Consider the following 16,483-nt stretch of genomic DNA (forward strand, 5'->3'; position numbering starts at 1 on the left):
AATAGCCGGCGATCGTCTTATCATAAAAGTCATGTATCCCGTAAATCTACGAATTTAGCGTAATTTCGGGATTTTCAGGATTACCCTTGCATCCGCCGGTGTATGTACCATTTTGAAGGATTTTCCGATTCACCCCCAAACATTCTTATGAAAGTTCGCGCAAAAAAACACCTTGGCCAGCATTTCCTTCGTGATCAGGCGATTGCACAACGCATTGTAGACAGCCTCATACCGCATCAGGACTACACCCGAGTACTCGAGATCGGGCCGGGCATGGGCGTGCTAACTCAGTACCTTTTGTCCAAGGACGACTTCGAAACCCATGTGATCGAGGTAGATCACGAGTCGGTGGCGTACCTGAAGGAGCACTTTCCTACCCTGTCGCCCCGTATCATCGAGGGTGATTTTCTGCGTTGGCAGCTTTCTCAACTCACCGACGAAAAGGTGGCTATTATCGGAAACCTACCCTATAATATTTCCTCGCAAATTTTTTTCCGGGTACTCGAGCAACGCGATCAGGTACCCGAAGTGGTATGTATGTTGCAGAAAGAAGTAGCCCGGCGCATCGCTTCCCCGCCCGGCAATAAGGAGTACGGCATTCTCAGCGTATTTTTGCAAGCCTTCTACGACATCGAGTACCTGTTCAGTGTCCCCCCCGGGGCGTTCGACCCGCCACCTAAGGTGAATTCGGGGATCATCCGGCTCCTGAGGAACCAAACCGCCCGACTGGATTGTGACGAAAAACTATTTTTCCGGGTCATAAAAACGGGCTTCAATCAGCGCAGGAAAACGCTCCGCAATGCCCTGAAGCCACTCGGCGTAGAATTGGACTCACCCTACCTCGACCAGCGCGCCGAACAGCTGAGCGTGGAAGACTTTGTAAAACTTACGAAGTTGGTGGAGAAGGCAATGGGGTAGTCAAGTGTTGAACTGTTCTTTGTTTTTTGTTTTTTGATGTAGGTGTCTTTATTGGTGTCAAATTCATGCTTCTATATGTTTCCATTCCTATTTCTCAAAAACTTATAATCCATGTATATCCATACATTTGAAAAGCTTGAGGTTTGGCAATTGAGCAGGAAACTGGCTGTCGATATTTACAAGCTATGTTCGGGTTTCCCCAAAGAAGAAATGTTTGGTTTATCCAGTCAGCTCAAAAGAGCTGTAATATCAATTGCTTCAAATATCGCTGAGGGCACTTCACGGACTTCTGGAAAAGACAAGGCGCATTTTAGCACAGTGGCATTTGCAAGTTTGATGGAGGTACTTAACCAGTTGATCATTGCCAACGATTTAGGTTTTTTAGATGCAGAAAAACTGACCGAATTAAGAGTAAGCATTAACGAAATAAGCAACAAGCTCAATGCTTTGAGAAAATCTCAAATGAGTTCATAGGTACCATTTTCCTGCTCTATCTTATACAAAAAACAAAAAACGATTCCCCAAAAAACAAGAAAATGGCTTTCGAACTTACCAAGGAGTACCTTGACCACATAGAAGAACTGATTGAAAAACAAGATTCGACTACCCTGAAAGCCGAGATGGAAGGCATGTTTCCGGCTGACGTCACAGGTATCCTCTACGAGATCGATACCGAACAGGCCAAGTACCTGGTCAGTCAGTTGGATACCGAAGTAGGAGCGGAGATTCTGGCCGCGCTGGACACCGACGAACGGAAGGATTTTTTGAAAAGTTTCACTTCCGAAGAGATTGCCCGTTACGTCAATGAATTCGACTCCGACGATGCAGTGGATTTGCTCAATGAGCAGCCTATCCGGGTACGCGAGGAAGTCATTGCCCTTCTTGAAGACCGCGAACAGGCCCGGTTTATTCTGGACTTGTTGCACTATGATGAAGACGTAGCTGGTGGACTGATGCAAAAGGAGTTGGTGAAAGCCAACGTCAACTGGAACATGAACCAGTGCATTGAGGAGCTCCGCAAGCAGGCTGAGGACGTGGAGAAAGTCTACGCCGTGTATGTGGTGGACGACAACGATAAGTTACTCGGGCTGCTCTCGTTAAAGCGTATCGTGCTGGCCCACAAAAACACCAAAGTTGAGAATCTGTACGATAAAGACATTATCTACGTCGAAACCTACCGGCCCGCCGAGGAAGTAGCTGAACTCATGCAGCGCTACGACTTGGATGTGATTCCGGTAGTGAATGTGCAGGGCCGTCTATTGGGCCGCATCACCATCGACGACGTGGTGGATGTGATTACCGAACAAGCCAGTTCAGACACCCTCGCGATGGCCGGTATCACGGGTGACGTGGAGGAAGACGACACCGTATGGGAACAAACCAAGGCCCGCCTGCCGTGGCTACTCGTAGGCATGATGGGCGGTATCCTGGCCGCCAAGTTTATCGGGTTCTTCGAAGGCGACCTGAAAGTGGTACCTGCCATGGCGGCCTTCATCCCCATTATCGGCTCCACGGGCGGGAATGTGGGGATTCAGACCTCTTCCATCATTCTGCAAAGTCTGGCCGACAAGACGGGTCTCAATACGGATGTCTGGCATCGCCTGGCCCGGATGTTCGGCGTAGCTTTCATCAATGGCATTATCATTAGTATTATCGTTTTCGGCTTTAATCTACTGATTGGGAACGAATTCCGCCTGGCGGTGGTGGTTTCCAGCGCTTTACTGTCGGTAGTATTCCTGGCTTCGTTCATGGGTACCGTGACGCCGCTGTTATTGGAAAAGCTGGGCATCAACCCGGCGGTTGCCTCCGGGCCGTTCATTACCACCGCCAATGATTTGATCGGCTACGGCGTGTACTTCGGGCTGGCACATATGCTACTGGGGTTGTAATAAAGTCCCAAATAGGGTACCTATGTAGCATGGTTTCAATCCTCTAACAGGTGGATAAGTAGGCGCTCGGGGTATCAGGACTCACGAGTCAGACTGCCTCTTTCCAGGATCTGAATCATATTGCCTTCGCAATCAAGCGCGTTACGGACTTTGCCGCCACCGATGGCGTTGATGATTTCTCCGGTCCATTGGATATTTTTTTGGTCGAGAAGGCGAATGGCTTCGTCCAAATCAGTCACCCGAAAGGCCAGATGCGACCAACCGGGCGTCCAGGTAGTACGTTCCTGACGGAGGGTACCGTCCTTGGGCATAACTTCGAGCAAGCTACCATCGGGCGCTTTCAGCATGCAGACTGGCTTCCCCTGAGGGCTACCCGTAGGATGGTAAAACCATTGCTCGTAGCCCAGTACCTCGCAGTACCAGCGGCTGAGTACCTCCACATCGTCGGCGGCAACCGCCGGATGATCTATTCCTGTAAAATTCAGTTTTTCTGTATTTCCCATAGTTTTTCTGCGTAACGTATCCCCAAATCCCGCGCGGACTGAGTGTCGAAATGTGTCGTATCACCTTTATGAATCAATCCCGCCGAAGATACGGCGTAGACCTGGCGATGGTTTTTGGGATAGTTGGTTATGATTTCGTTGATCTGAGCGGCATTGGGGTTCTTATCGACAAAAAAATCACCCAGGGTACCCATGATAATGGGAGTCTTGGGAGCATGTAGGTCTTTGCGCAGGCGACCGAAAAATTCGGTGAGTTTAGCTTCATATACCTTATTTTTTGCCGGACTGCTGTCCGATTCGCCCTGATGCCACAAAATTGCTTTGATTTTCCCTTGTTTCTGCGCTTCTTTCACTCGTTTGAGCATGGCGTCGTAAGGAAAAATACCCGTTTGGGCATGTTTGGCTCCTACCTGCCAGTCGTCGATGCCGCTACCGCCCACCGCACAGGGAATCAAGCCTATGTTTTTCTTCGGATTGATTTCCAGCCATTTTTGGGCAAAGGCCAGGCCGGGACCTACCCCGGCAATTCCGGGTTTGTCGAAATGTAGGGGATCATGAGCCATTACCCACTCATTCTGCGCGTTCATAACCCAAATCTGGTCGTTGTTGGGCGTGGAGGCGGCATCCACTTTTCCCCGACCTGCCATGTTGGATTGCCCGATGAGCAGAATCAGATCTAACTTTCGGGGTACCGTCGGTGCCGAAGCGGTCAGGTAAAAGGCAAGGAGTACCCCCAGGCAGCCTCCGGATAGTTTTTTCAAAAAGCGTTGGTTCATACGGTCGGTACCTTGTTGGACAATCTAGATTCATCTCTCTTATGACGTCGCATCGGCCGTCGTGCCCCGACTCCAGGCTCTCTGGAAGCGCTCGTTTTCTTTCCAAACAAAGCAAACAGAAATAAATAAGCCGGGGAATTACATTATCTAAGTACAGAAATTGACTTTAACTAACGACCAGGGTACCTCTCGTCTATCCAATATACCTATGTACCCTTCACGAAAATCGTGAACAATTCCCAAATAAGTTAAAAATCATGACACTACTCGATTCATTCAACCTAACCGGCAAGACCGCACTGGTGACAGGCTGCAAAAGAGGAATTGGTCGCGCTATGGCCGTTGCGCTAGCCGAAGCGGGCGCTGATATCATCGGGGTATCGGCCAGTCTGGAAATTCAGAACAGCGAGGTGGAACAGGAAATAAAAGGATTGGGACGTAGCTTCCGGGCCTACCAGTGCGATTTCAACGATCGGACAGCACTTTACGCTTTCATCAATAAGGTAGTGGAAGATTATCCCGTCATTGACATTCTGATCAACAATGCGGGTACCATATTGCGTAAACCCGCCCATGAGCACCCCGATGAATATTGGGATACCGTGCTGGAAACCAACCTGACCGCCCCCTTCATTCTGAGTCGGGAATTAGGAAAAAAAATGATTGAACGCGGATCGGGCAAAATCATATTTACGGCTTCACTACTCACCTTTCAGGGGGGAATTAACGTGCCCGGCTATGCTGCCAGCAAAGCGGCGCTGGGCAGCCTGGTGAAGGCATTGTCCAACGAGTGGGCCATAAAAGGCGTAAATGTCAACGCCATTGCCCCTGGCTATATCAGCACCGACAACACCGAAGCGCTTCGCAACGACCCTGACCGCAGTGCCTCCATCCTGGGACGGATTCCTGCCGGGCGCTGGGGTACCCCCGACGATTTCAAAGGCGCAACCGTATTTTTGGCTTCAGAAGCATCGCGCTACGTGCACGGGACTATCTTGACGGTCGATGGTGGCTGGATGGGGCGGTAATCAAATCCACATCTAGGGGGGTACCTTGTGGCTCAGATCGTCCCTTTCCCCTAAGAGATTATCGTAAGGTACCCCTGCCGCCTGGTTTTTAGTGAAGCTCGTATGCGTACATAAGTCAATGGGAAATACCCGAAATGGCTTATGTACGCATACATTAGCCATCATGCTACCATCTTTCTGGCTACTTCCTCGATTTTGTAAGCCACGATTTCAGTAATCCGCACCGTCTGATCCTCACGGTTCTGGTACTGGCGGTAGTTGAGCTTGCCTTCTACCGAGATAAATTTTCCTTTGCTGAGTAGTTGCTCGCATTGCTGGGCCAGCTTACCCCAAGCCACCACATTGTGCCAGGAGGTACTGGTCACTTCCTCCTGATTGCGGTTGGTGTACGTGTCGCTGGTCGCCAGGCTGAATGTCGCCACCTTACCACCTTCAAATTCCCGGACGTTCACTTCGCGTCCTACGTTGCCCATTAATTTTACTGAGTTCATGATTTTGTTTGTTTTAGTGGCTGTTGCCATGGTGAATAATTGGTTTACTCGAACTGATGGGACAAAGGTGGCAGGTACCCGGACTCCGATTCGGTTGTTAACTATTTATAGTCGGATAAAAATGCTTGTAGTCGTTTGCAAATGGTTATAGTTATGGTAACTTTGGGGAAAGTCGACCGGATTGGAATAGGTATATTCTATCTTGACATTGATACTTTCGGTACCCATGATCCGCCCTTACCACGAGCAATACCAGGCAGAACTTATTGAACTACTAAAACTCAATGTACCCCGCTATTTTGCTCCTGCCGAAGTAGAAGATTTTAAGGAATATTTGTCACATCACGTCGAAAGCTATTTTGTGATGGAACAGGGCAAAATGATAGTCGGTTGTGGCGGAATCAATTATATCCCACAGGAAGGAATCGCCCGGCTCTCGTGGGATATTATTCACCCTGACCACCAGGGCAAAGGAATCGGAACAGAGCTCACGAGGTACCGAATCGGGGAAATAAAAAAACATTCAGGCATCAGAACAATTATAGTTAGGACCACACAGTTGGTGTACCCTTTTTATGAAAAACTAGGCTTTCCGCTCGATAAAACCGAAACCGATTTTTGGGCTCCCGGCTTTGATCTTTACCAAATGAAAATGGAGCTGGCTGAGGTTTTATAACGGGCAGAAAGCGGATGATTAACATACAAAAACAATGAATACCTGCCAGGAATGCGGAAGTGTACTTGTGGGTCGGGCCGACAAGAAATTCTGCTCGGACATGTGCCGCAACGCGTACAATAACAAACTGAATTCGGACACCTACAATGTGGTGCGGAACACCAATAACCAACTCCGGCGCAACCGTCGGATTCTGGAAGAACTATGTCCCGAAGATAAAGCAAAAACTACCCGCAACACCCTTAACGCGAAAGGTTTTGATTTCACGCTGATGACCAGTCAGCGTGTTACGCAGAAGGGCAGCGTGTACTATTTTGTCTATGATTACGGCTATCTGGAACTCGACAATGATTTTTTCCTGATCGTAAAAGATAGCCGGGGGTGAAAAAATTGTGTAATTGTGTAATTGTGTAATTGTGTAATTGTGTAATTGTGTAATTGTGTAAAATAAAACATGCACTTCATGGTACTTCTACTGATTTCCAGTTGATGATTTTCATCAATTCAACATCTCCTTAGTTCAACAAATCAACAATTACACAATTGAATGATTGCAGTAATACAACGCGTGAGTGAAGCTTCCGTTACCATTGAAGGACACGTACAAGGTAGCATCGCGAGGGGGTACCTTGTGTTGCTGGGCATCACGACGAGCGACACCGTAGAAGACCTGGAATGGCTGGGACGGAAAATTGTGAATATGCGCATTTTTGGCGACGCCGAGGGAAAGATGAATCTGGACCTGAAAAGTGTCGACGGTAACATTCTACTCATCAGCCAGTTCACCCTGCACGCTAGTACCAAAAAAGGTAATCGCCCGTCGTTCATCGAAGCGGCACGACCCGAGGTAGCCATCCCCCTATATGAAAAAATGATCACCTTCCTGAGCTCTGAACTGGGCAAACCCGTTGAAACCGGCGAGTTCGGGACCGGCATGAAAGTACGCCTCCTCAACGACGGGCCCGTCACGATCATCGTGGATTCCAAAAATCGGACGTAGCTTTACCGCTGTGGGTTAATAATAGTTTTTCCGGCCTTCGCTTTTCCTCCAACTAAAAAATGACTCTTCAAGAAGCTCAAAAACAAGTCGATGCCTGGATCAAAGAATATGGCGTCCGGTATTTTTCCGAGTTGACCAATATGGCCATCCTTACCGAAGAGGTAGGCGAACTGGCGCGGATTATGGCCCGTACCTACGGCGATCAGTCGTTTAAAAAGTCGGATCTGGATCGGAATCTGGGAGACGAAATGGCCGATGTACTCTGGGTGTTGATTTGCCTGGCCAATCAAACGGGTGTGGACCTGACCGAAGCGTTTGAAAAAAATATGGCTAAAAAAACGATTCGTGATAAGGATCGTCACAAGCAAAATCCGAAACTGTAGGCTGGGGATGGTATAGTTCTTTTCGCAGAGGTACCTTATTTTTAGGATTCATCAACCTACCCTACCCTATGGACAAGTTCACAAATGACCTTTGGAAAGTACTGAATGGGTACTACTATTCCTTCCTGAAAGCACTGCCCCGGCTAGCCCTGGCGCTGGTACTTTTTTTGGTTTTCATGTTCCTGGCCCGCCAAATCAGGCGCTGGCTGATTCCCCGTCTTACCCGAAACACGGACGACACGTTGCTGACAGGCTTTCTGGGCGACATAGGATACTGGCTCATGCTGATTTTGGGTCTGTCCGTCGCTCTGGGTACCATCGGCCTCAACGGAGCCGTCACCAATATCCTGGCGGGTGCCGGACTGTCGGCTTTTATTCTGGGCTTCGCCTTGAAAGACATTGGCGAAAATTTTCTGGCCGGAATCCTCCTGGCCTTCAAACGCCCCTTCAAAATCGGAGATCTGGTCGAAACGCAGGGAGTACATGGCCGAATCATCGATTTGAGTTTGCGGGAGACGATCATCAAAACCCTGGATGGAAAAGATGTGTACGTACCCAACGGAGGTATTCTGAAAAGCCCGCTCTACAACTATTCAGTAGATAATTTCCTGCGCCTGGAATTCAGCGTGGACCTGGACAATCGGGAAAATTACAAGCGCGCTATTCCCCTCATCAAAAAGGCACTACTCGACACCACGGGTGTGCTGCACGATACCGACCGGGTACCTACGGTCAGTATCGAAGAAACCAAGTCCAATGCCCTGTGCATGAAAATATGTTTCTGGATTAAAAGCCACGAAACAGAAACTCAGGCGCCGGCCATCAAAACCGAAGCCATTCAGAATGTGCTGACCATGCTGCGGGAAAACGGCTTTTCCCAACCAGAAACGGAATCTGAAACGAAAGGGTAGACATTCAAAGTCCGTACTTGTCGATCAGGTACAGCATCGCTGCCATGGATGCGGCTCCCATTTGCAGTTCGCGCTGGCTGATGGCCTCGAATTTGTCAGATGCCGCATGATGATAATCAAAATATCGCTGCGAATCGGGTACCAGCCCCAGAAGCGTGGCGCCCTGCTGGGCAAGAGGTCCGATGTCGGCCCCGCCGCCGCCCGGACCAATGGCATATAGACCGTAGGGAATAAAAAGGGGCTGCCAGGCCATAATTTTGGCTTTCTTGGCCGCGTCGCCCACAATGCCGAATCCAAGGGGCGTAAAGCCGCCCCGGTCTGACTCTATGGCGGCCAGATGGTTTTCTTTTTTGGAACGGGCCGAGTCGGCATACGCCACACCTCCCCGCAGGCCATTTTCCTCATTCATGTACATAACAGCCCGCAGGGTACGTTTTGGCTGGTAGCCCAGGGATTTTAGAAGGCGCAGGGCTTCGATCGCCTGCACGCACCCACTGCCGTCATCGTGTGCTCCCTGGGCCAGATCCCAGGAATCAAGATGTCCGCCCACGACCAGTATTTCGGAGGCTTGGGTACTTCCCCGGGTTTCACCCACCACATTGTGCGAAGGAGCATCGGGCAGGCTTTCGCTATTTTGCTGAAAGTAGAATTGCGTGGCTGGATTTTCTTTCAGCGTTTTGCTAAGCAGCTCGGCCCCGTTGGTGCTGATCGCCGCCGTCGGAATGAGGGGTACCCCAGCTCCATAGCGCATACCGCCCGTATGCGGAAAATCGTCGAGTCGGGTGGTCATGGAACGTACAATTGCCCCTACCGCCCCCAGCTTGGCGGCTTCGGTAGCGCCATTTCCGCGTTGATCCACGGCCCCGGCATAAGCTTCAAACGTATTGAGTTTGGTAGGGTCCATCGGGCGGTTGTAGAACACAATTTTCCCCTGGATTTTTTCCTTCCCCAGCGCCCGTAGTTGCTCAAAATTCATCACCTCGACAACCTGAGCCTTTACACCTTCTTTTGGCGTAGCCACCGAGCCACCCAAAGCAGCTATCGGTACCGTGATCTGCTTACTACCCGCCTGAATGTAGGCTTTCTCAGCTTTTCCCCGCACCCAATGCGGTACATTTACATTTTGTAAAAATACCCGGTCGAATCCTTCGGATTCCATCACTTTCTGCGAGTAGGTTACTGCCTTCTCCGCGCCCTCCGAGCCGCTCAAACGGCCTCCGATTTCGGTCGTGAGTACTCTGAGCCACTCGTATGCTTTACCTCTAGCCAGTGATTCATCAAATATCTTTTTAATAAAAATCGAATCAGCCGCAAATTCAGTCTGTGCAAAAGAATGGGTAGGTAGGTGCCCTAACGTAAAGAATAAAAGGAGGGAGAAAATGTTTTTCATAGAATACTATTTTGAATTTTAGCAAAAATAAAAATCCCGTACTGTTAAGCACGGGACTGAAATATCTTTCAACGAAATTCACAAGCATTCATAAGCAAATTTATATACCTGTGTAGAAGAAGCACCGCCTGCCGTAAAAACAGAGATGCTGGCTTCGGTAGGTAGATTGTGTTCGTTATACTTGTAGGTGACTACGCCCGTTTGGGTTGGTGTGAGGCTGGCTTCGTAAAACTTGAAACTACCGGGATTCTGCGCGCTGGCTCCTCCCCCGCCTACCAGATTGATCAGCTGCGTGGGCGTCGAGAATGCATAGGTATTGTGCTTCCCGTCATAGTTGCCAAACTCAGCCAGCAGGCCTTCAATCGGTGCAACCGAGGGGTACTTCGCGAACCACTTGGTCACATTTTTTGCATTGTCATACTCGTAGCGCCAGTAGTTATCGCCCCATTTATATTTGGTAAGATGCCGCTGACTGTCATATTCCAAGATGTAGGTTTCAAGAAGTTTGGGACCGGAATTGAATATTTGTGATTTCCTGACCGTGTCAATCAAGCCGGCGGCGGTGTAATGCATTTCGTATTGATAATTGTTGAAAGGCGCCAGCAGATTGGTTTCCCGGAAAGCAGTTACCCGGCCGCTCTGGTCGTAGTCGAATGAAAACCGCTTTTCTACCCGGTTATTCGCCTTAGTTTCGTTCTGGACGATCCGAAACAGCTTCTGATCATCGTCGTATTCATAGGTACGGTAGGGCTTACCATCAATAGTTTCCGACTTAATCAGGCAGTCACTTCCCTGTAAATCAGGTGAGGTACCATCGTCGTTTTTCTTACATCCCAAAACCAGGGAAAGCAGTACGCTCGTCAGAATCAGTTTCTTTATCATGTGTGTGTGTATTTTTTAATTACTTAACAAATATTATGCCGAAAGTACAAAAAAAGTCCGGTGCTATGCACCGGACTTTTGATGGGAAATCTAGTCCAGAAAAAAGGAACCGCTCAGCTTGCTGCGCTTATAATTCGAGCAACAGACGGGCCGGATCTTCCAGCAACTGCTTGACCCGTACGAGGAAACTTACCGAATCCTTGCCATCGATGGTACGGTGATCATAAGACAGCGCCACGTACATGATGGGACGGATCACAATTTCACCCTTTACCACCACGGCGCGCTCCACGATGTTGTGCATACCCAGTATGGCCGATTGGGGCGCATTGATGATCGGCGTTGAAAGCATGGAACCAAAGATACCCCCGTTGGTAATGGTGAAGGTACCTCCAGTCATTTCGTCGATCCCCAGCTTACCGTCCCGTGCGCGGGTGGCCAGACGGACAATCTCTTTTTCAATTCCGGCAAAAGATAGTTTTTCTGCGTTGCGGATTACCGGTACCACCAGGCCACGCGGCGAAGATACGGCGATGGATACGTCACAAAAGTCATTATACACGACATCATCACCATCCATGTAGGCATTGATTACCGGAAAATCCTGCAAGGCCACACATACTGCCTTGGTAAAAAAGGACATGAAGCCCAGCCCTACCTCATGCTTTTCCTTAAACTTATCTTTGAACTGCGCCCGCAAATCCATGATTGGTTTCATGTCCACCTCATTGAAGGTAGTGAGCATGGCGGTTTCGTTCTTGACCGCCACAAGCCGCCGGGCAATGGTTTTGCGCAGGGATGACATCTTCTCGCGCCGGGTACCCCGTTCTCCATCCGCTGAAGGCGCGGCTTTCTCAGGCGTAGCAGCATTTCCGGGAACACCCACGGGAGGCGCTTTGGCTTCTGCGGGCTTGGGAGCCGATTTCTGAGCGTTCAGAGCATCTTCCTTGGTGATTCTTCCACCCGCACCCGTTCCGTTCACGTCTTTGGGATCTATACCTTTTTCGGCTAATATTTTGGCCGCAACGGGCGATGTATGGGCCGAATTGGCCGATATGTCGTCCGAATCTGACTGGTGGAGCGTAGGTACCTCAGGGGCAGTGGTTGTTTTATCAGAATTTCCTGTCGAGGAAGCAGTGGCCGAGCCGGTACCGCCCGTTTCGATCCGGCAGATTACCGCCCCGATTTCCAGTGTCTCGCCTTCGGCCGCCACAATCCGCAAGGTACCTGCCGATTCGGCAGGCAGCTCGAAAGTAGCCTTGTCTGATTCCAGTTCGCAGATAATCTCGTCAAGCTCTACATGGTCGCCGTCCTTCTTGTTCCAGGAAGCGATCGTGACTTCCGTAATGGACTCACCTACCGTAGGTACCTTCATTTCGATTACCTTCGAGGGGGAAGCCGCCGCTGCGGGCTGGGCCGCCGGAGCCGGTGCTTCCTTTTTCTCAGGTGTATCCTGCTTGGCGGGTTCCGGCGTGGCGGCTCCATTCGACGACGCCTGGGATTCGATGGTTGCAATCAGGTCGCCAATGGCCAGGGTATCGCCTTCCTGGGCTTTTATGTGGAGTATGCCATCTGTTTCGGCGGTCAGTTCGAAGGTAGCCTTGTCAGAGTCCAGGCCACAGATCACCTCATCCATTTTCACCATATCCCCTTCGTTCTTAAACCAGGTACCTATGGTCACTTCGGAGATGGACTCGCCCACAGGGGGTACTTTTATTTCTAATTCAGCCATTTTAAATAGATATGAGTTATGAATTATGAGTTATGAGTGTCCCGACAGCGGGTAGGCTCGTAACCCAATCTACCAAGCGTGTGCCCTTTCGGCCAAAAACTACTCAAACGCCCGCCGTATGATTTCGGCCTGCTCCTGGGCATGGATTTTGGCAAAACCTGTGGAAGGCGAGGCACTTGGGCGCCGGGCAATCACTTCCAACGGTTGCTCGGAGTACATGCGTAGCATGAATGTCCAGCCGCCCATGTTGAAAGGCTCTTCCTGCACCCAATATACTTTTGCTTTTTTGTATTGGGCGATTAAGGCGTTCAATTGATTCTTGGGGAAAGGATGCAACTGCTCCACCCGGATGATGGCCACATCGTCGCGGTTTTCTTTTTGTTGTTTTTCAAAAAGTTCGTAATAAATCTTTCCGGTGCACAGCAGTACCTTCTTCACTTTTTTCGAATCGGCAAATGCATCGCCAATGGTTTCCTGAAAACGTCCTTCCACCAGATCATTCAGCGGCGAAACACACAAGGGGTGCCGTAACATGGACTTCGGCGACATCACGATCAGCGGTTTACGGAACGGAAACGCCATTTGCCGCCGCATCATGTGGAAGAGGTTCGCCGGGGTGGTTACGTTTGTAACGAAGATATTGTTGTCGGCCGCCAACTGTAGGTAGCGCTCGGGACGGGCGTTGGAGTGCTCGGGCCCCTGGCCTTCGTAGCCGTGGGGCAGCAGCATTACCAATCCTGTCCAGCGGTCCCACTTGGTTTCACTGGATGTAATGAACTGGTCGATCATTACCTGAGCCCCGTTGGCAAAATCACCAAACTGGGCTTCCCAGATTACCAGTGCATTGGGGTTGGCCATCGCGTAGCCAAACTCAAAGCCCAGTACCCCGTACTCAGAGAGTAGAGAATTGTAAATCATGAACTTACCCTGCTCCGACTGGATGTGGTCCAGGTTGTTATATGCTTCGTTGGTCTCGGCATCGTGCAGTACCGCATGACGGTGCGAGAAGGTACCCCGCTGGACATCCTGCCCGCTCAACCGCACGATTTTGCCATCCAGCAACACCGATCCATAGGAAAGCAATTCAGCCGTAGCCCAGTTAACCGACCTATCCTCAAAAATCATCTGTTTGCGATCTTTGAGCAATTTATCAATCTGCTTGAGAGTACTGAAGCCTTCCGGCAGGGTGGTGATTGCCTGCCCGATTTTTTCCAGACTTTCCAGAGGAACGCCCGTAGCAGGCGATTTCTCGAAATCTTCGGGGGTAGATACGCGCAGGCTTTTCCACTCCTGCTCCAATTTGGGCATGGCGTAGGGAAGTACCTTCTGCTTCACCATTTCCAGGCGCTCCTGCAGCAGGGCCTTGAATTCCTTATCCATCGTGGCGGCCAGTTCGGCATCCACATCACCCCGCTCAGCCAGTTTTTTCTGGTAGATTTCCCGCGGATTCTGGTGATTCTCGATGTATTTATACAAAACGGGCTGCGTGAATTTCGGCTCGTCCGACTCATTGTGACCATGGCGGCGGTAGCACACCATGTCGATAAAGATATCCTTGTTGAATTTCTGACGGTACTCTACCGCCAGTCGCATGCAGAATACTACCGATTCGGGATCGTCGCCATTGACGTGCAGCACCGGAGCGTCCACGATCTTGGCCACATCCGTACAGTAGATACTTGACCGGGCATCCTCGAAGTCGGTGGTAAACCCTACCTGGTTGTTGATCACAAAGTGAATGGTACCTCCCGTATAGTACCCTTCGAGGCCCGACATCTGCGTCACTTCGTACACAATCCCCTGCCCCGCTACGGCGGCGTCGCCGTGAATAAGTACGGGAAGTACCCGATCATAATCGCTGTTGTACATGCCATCGGCGCGGGCGCGAATAAAGCCTTCCACCACGGGGTTCACGGCTTCCAGGTGCGATGGATTAGGCGCCAGCTTCAGGTACATCTGCTGGCCACCCGTGGTAGTGATCTGGGATGAAAATCCCATGTGGTACTTTACGTCGCCATCGCCCCAGACCTGATCGGGCAGATTGCCTTCAAATTCATTGAATACCTGCTCGTAGGTTTTGCGCATGGTGTTGGCCAGCACGTTCAGGCGTCCCCGGTGGGCCATCCCGATCATCACCTCCACCACTCCCATCTCGCCAGCCTTGTTGATCATGGCATCCAGAGCCGGGATGGTCGTTTCGCCGCCTTCCAGCGAAAACCGCTTCTGACCAATGTATTTCGTATGGAGGAAATTCTCGAAAACAACCGCCTCGTTGAGTTTAGAAAGAATATGCTTTTTCTCGTCAATGGAAAAATTCATATTCAGCGCCTCTTTCTCGATTTTGTCCCGCAGCCAGTTTTTCTGTTCCCGATCCCGGATGTAGAGATATTCGAATCCGATTTCGCGGGTATAGATTGTTTTCAGGGCGTCCACGATTTCACGCAGGGTAGCAGGCTTGCCAAACACTTCGGTACCTGCCTCAAAAACCGTATCCAGGTCGGCCTCGGACAGATTGAAATCCGCCAATTCCAGCCTGGGAAGACGGTCCCGACGCTCCCGGATAGGGTTGGTACGGGCTAGAAGATGCCCGCGCGAACGGTACCCCCGGATCAGGTGGACGATCTCCATTTCCTTTTGGATCCGGGAAGCATCCACCGGCGCTGCGACGGGCTTGCCGTTCGGAGGAGCGGCTTTAGTAGCTGCCCCGTTGGCGTGGCCATTTCCATTCAAAGGGTACTTCTGGTAGAAGTCGAAGCCTTCGAAAAACTTTTGCCATCCTCCATCTACTGAGGTGGGATCCTGCTTATAGGAATTGTACAATTCCTCGATGTAAGCGCCGTCTGAGTTAGCTATATACGAATATTTGTCCATCACGGGTGGTGATTTTTCTTTTACGCGACAAAGTTACGAGATGTTTCCAAACAAGGCATATAAAATACCCATTTTAAAGGGTTCCTCACAAGGGAATTTAGTGGAAAAACAGGAATCAATTCATGTGAAATCCCGACGGATTCGGTGTGAATTTGAGCATGATTTCGTGTATGCTGATCGGGGTGTTGTTGATCCCGACGATGCTGCTCTCAATAGCCCTTGAATTGTAAATGTACCCCAGGCGAACATTTCGACCTACCTGAGCTTCGCCCGAGAGCTGCACATAGTTGACCCTCGCCATGCGATAGAATGCGCCCAGGCCTATCTTTTCATCGTACCATAACCGCCCCCCTACGTCAATCCGCAACTTGGAGCCTGACTCCTGAACAAACAAGACACTGGGTATGATTTTGACCTGATCGGAGGACTGAAGCGTGGCTCCTGCTGTGATATACAGGGGTTTGCTGTACACAAGCGAATTCTGTCCGTTGCCATAACCCTGCGACAACAGTTCCGGCTTGGAAACGCCGAAATAAAATTCGTCCGAATGAATCCACACCCCCAGTCCGAAACTTCCCAAGGCCCGATTGAGCGAGGTACCCGAGGCAAAATCATAGACAGGTAGTACGTTAATCCCTCCCTGAGCCCCCAGGGATACTTTCCAGCTTACCGAGGCATCCCAATGGTAGGCCGCCGAACCGTACACACCTGTGGTATAATAGGGCGACATCCGGTCGTTCAGGGCCTGAAGTCCCAACCCTACCTTGCCATTGGCCACGGTGCCATCCATGGCAAATGTTTGGGTGATAGGCGCGTTCGGAATGAAAAACCAGCGCCGACGGAGCAACACCGACATATTGAAATCCTCCCGGACACCCGTAAAAGCGGGATTGATGGCCATGGGGTTTTGGATGTACTGCTCGTACAATACTTCTTTTTGGGCCTGGGCCTCTGAATAAAAAAGCAGCGCCATTCCCAGGGCAAGTGTCCCGGCCAGTACGGCGCGTCGGCAAAGAATTGATTTCATAAGCAA

17 protein-coding genes are annotated in these 16,483 nt (G+C 50.4%); 9 read left to right on the plus strand and 8 right to left on the minus strand.

The window, feature by feature from the left end; all coding sequences use genetic code 11:
- Positions 1 to 147 precede the first annotated feature (147 nt).
- The 3 genes from rsmA to mgtE all read left to right on the plus strand — a co-directional run bounded on the left by rsmA (position 148) and on the right by mgtE (position 2,807).
- Positions 148 to 918 (plus strand): 16S rRNA (adenine(1518)-N(6)/adenine(1519)-N(6))-dimethyltransferase RsmA, encoded by a 771-nt coding sequence (rsmA, locus tag GBK04_RS05385; protein ID WP_373330735.1) that lies wholly within the window; start codon positions 148 to 150, stop codon positions 916 to 918.
- Between the two features lie 111 nt (positions 919 to 1,029).
- Positions 1,030 to 1,392, plus strand: a complete 363-nt coding sequence (locus GBK04_RS05390; protein WP_152757559.1) for a four helix bundle protein — start codon at positions 1,030 to 1,032, stop codon at positions 1,390 to 1,392.
- Between the two features lie 62 nt (positions 1,393 to 1,454).
- On the plus strand, positions 1,455 to 2,807 hold the full coding sequence (mgtE, locus tag GBK04_RS05395) for a magnesium transporter (protein WP_152757561.1): 1,353 nt from the start codon (positions 1,455 to 1,457) through the stop codon (positions 2,805 to 2,807).
- 74 nt (positions 2,808 to 2,881) lie between these two features.
- On the opposite strand, the gene GBK04_RS05400 is transcribed toward mgtE, so the two are convergent.
- Both GBK04_RS05400 and GBK04_RS05405 read right to left on the minus strand, forming a co-directional pair.
- Complete coding sequence (locus GBK04_RS05400; RefSeq protein ID WP_152757564.1) at positions 2,882 to 3,310, minus strand: VOC family protein; 429 nt, start codon at positions 3,308 to 3,310, stop codon at positions 2,882 to 2,884.
- Positions 3,289 to 4,086, minus strand: coding sequence for a sialate O-acetylesterase (locus tag GBK04_RS05405; protein WP_152757566.1), 798 nt, complete (start codon positions 4,084 to 4,086; stop codon positions 3,289 to 3,291). Before GBK04_RS05405 ends, GBK04_RS05400 begins: the two co-directional genes overlap by 22 nt.
- Positions 4,087 to 4,343: 257 nt before the next feature.
- On the opposite strand from GBK04_RS05405, the gene GBK04_RS05410 reads away from it, so the two are divergent.
- On the plus strand, positions 4,344 to 5,114 hold the full coding sequence (locus tag GBK04_RS05410) for an SDR family oxidoreductase (RefSeq protein ID WP_152757567.1): 771 nt from the start codon (positions 4,344 to 4,346) through the stop codon (positions 5,112 to 5,114).
- Between the two features lie 161 nt (positions 5,115 to 5,275).
- On the opposite strand, the gene GBK04_RS05415 is transcribed toward GBK04_RS05410, so the two are convergent.
- Positions 5,276 to 5,605 carry a single-stranded DNA-binding protein gene (locus GBK04_RS05415; protein WP_152757569.1) on the minus strand — a complete coding sequence of 110 codons (330 nt, stop codon included), beginning with the start codon at positions 5,603 to 5,605 and terminating at the stop codon, positions 5,276 to 5,278.
- 226 nt (positions 5,606 to 5,831) lie between these two features.
- On the opposite strand from GBK04_RS05415, the gene GBK04_RS05420 reads away from it, so the two are divergent.
- From GBK04_RS05420 to GBK04_RS05440, 5 genes are all read left to right on the plus strand, one after another.
- The gene (locus GBK04_RS05420) at positions 5,832 to 6,281 is read left to right on the plus strand and encodes a GNAT family N-acetyltransferase (protein WP_152757571.1); all 450 of its coding nucleotides are present in this window, start codon (positions 5,832 to 5,834) and stop codon (positions 6,279 to 6,281) included.
- A gap of 34 nt (positions 6,282 to 6,315) precedes the next feature.
- Positions 6,316 to 6,666 carry a hypothetical protein gene (locus tag GBK04_RS05425; RefSeq protein ID WP_152757573.1) on the plus strand — a complete coding sequence of 117 codons (351 nt, stop codon included), beginning with the start codon at positions 6,316 to 6,318 and terminating at the stop codon, positions 6,664 to 6,666.
- Between the two features lie 162 nt (positions 6,667 to 6,828).
- A complete protein-coding gene (gene dtd / locus GBK04_RS05430) occupies positions 6,829 to 7,281 on the plus strand; it encodes a D-aminoacyl-tRNA deacylase (RefSeq protein ID WP_152757575.1) in 453 nt (150 codons plus the stop codon).
- Positions 7,282 to 7,340: 59 nt separating this feature from the next.
- Positions 7,341 to 7,664: a nucleotide pyrophosphohydrolase gene (locus GBK04_RS05435; RefSeq protein WP_152757577.1), complete on the plus strand. Its 324-nt coding sequence runs from the start codon at positions 7,341 to 7,343 to the stop codon at positions 7,662 to 7,664.
- Between the two features lie 68 nt (positions 7,665 to 7,732).
- Complete coding sequence (locus GBK04_RS05440; RefSeq protein WP_152757579.1) at positions 7,733 to 8,575, plus strand: mechanosensitive ion channel family protein; 843 nt, start codon at positions 7,733 to 7,735, stop codon at positions 8,573 to 8,575.
- A gap of 4 nt (positions 8,576 to 8,579) precedes the next feature.
- Here the strand turns inward: GBK04_RS05440 and GBK04_RS05445 are convergent, their stop codons facing one another.
- From GBK04_RS05445 to GBK04_RS05465, 5 genes are all read right to left on the minus strand, one after another.
- On the minus strand, positions 8,580 to 9,965 hold the full coding sequence (locus GBK04_RS05445; RefSeq protein WP_152757581.1) for a M28 family peptidase: 1,386 nt from the start codon (positions 9,963 to 9,965) through the stop codon (positions 8,580 to 8,582).
- Between the two features lie 78 nt (positions 9,966 to 10,043).
- The gene (locus tag GBK04_RS05450) at positions 10,044 to 10,847 is read right to left on the minus strand and encodes a hypothetical protein (protein WP_152757583.1); all 804 of its coding nucleotides are present in this window, start codon (positions 10,845 to 10,847) and stop codon (positions 10,044 to 10,046) included.
- Positions 10,848 to 10,974: 127 nt separating this feature from the next.
- Positions 10,975 to 12,579, minus strand: a complete 1,605-nt coding sequence (gene odhB, locus GBK04_RS05455) for a 2-oxoglutarate dehydrogenase complex dihydrolipoyllysine-residue succinyltransferase (protein ID WP_152757585.1) — start codon at positions 12,577 to 12,579, stop codon at positions 10,975 to 10,977.
- 99 nt (positions 12,580 to 12,678) lie between these two features.
- Positions 12,679 to 15,450, minus strand: coding sequence for a 2-oxoglutarate dehydrogenase E1 component (locus GBK04_RS05460; protein ID WP_152757587.1), 2,772 nt, complete (start codon positions 15,448 to 15,450; stop codon positions 12,679 to 12,681).
- A 115-nt stretch (positions 15,451 to 15,565) separates the two neighbouring features.
- On the minus strand, positions 15,566 to 16,477 hold the full coding sequence (locus GBK04_RS05465) for a PorP/SprF family type IX secretion system membrane protein (RefSeq protein WP_152757589.1): 912 nt from the start codon (positions 16,475 to 16,477) through the stop codon (positions 15,566 to 15,568).
- Positions 16,478 to 16,483: the final 6 nt, after the last annotated feature.

Source organism: Salmonirosea aquatica (assembly GCF_009296315.1).
Taxonomy (GTDB): Bacteria; Bacteroidota; Bacteroidia; order Cytophagales; family Spirosomataceae; genus Salmonirosea; species Salmonirosea aquatica.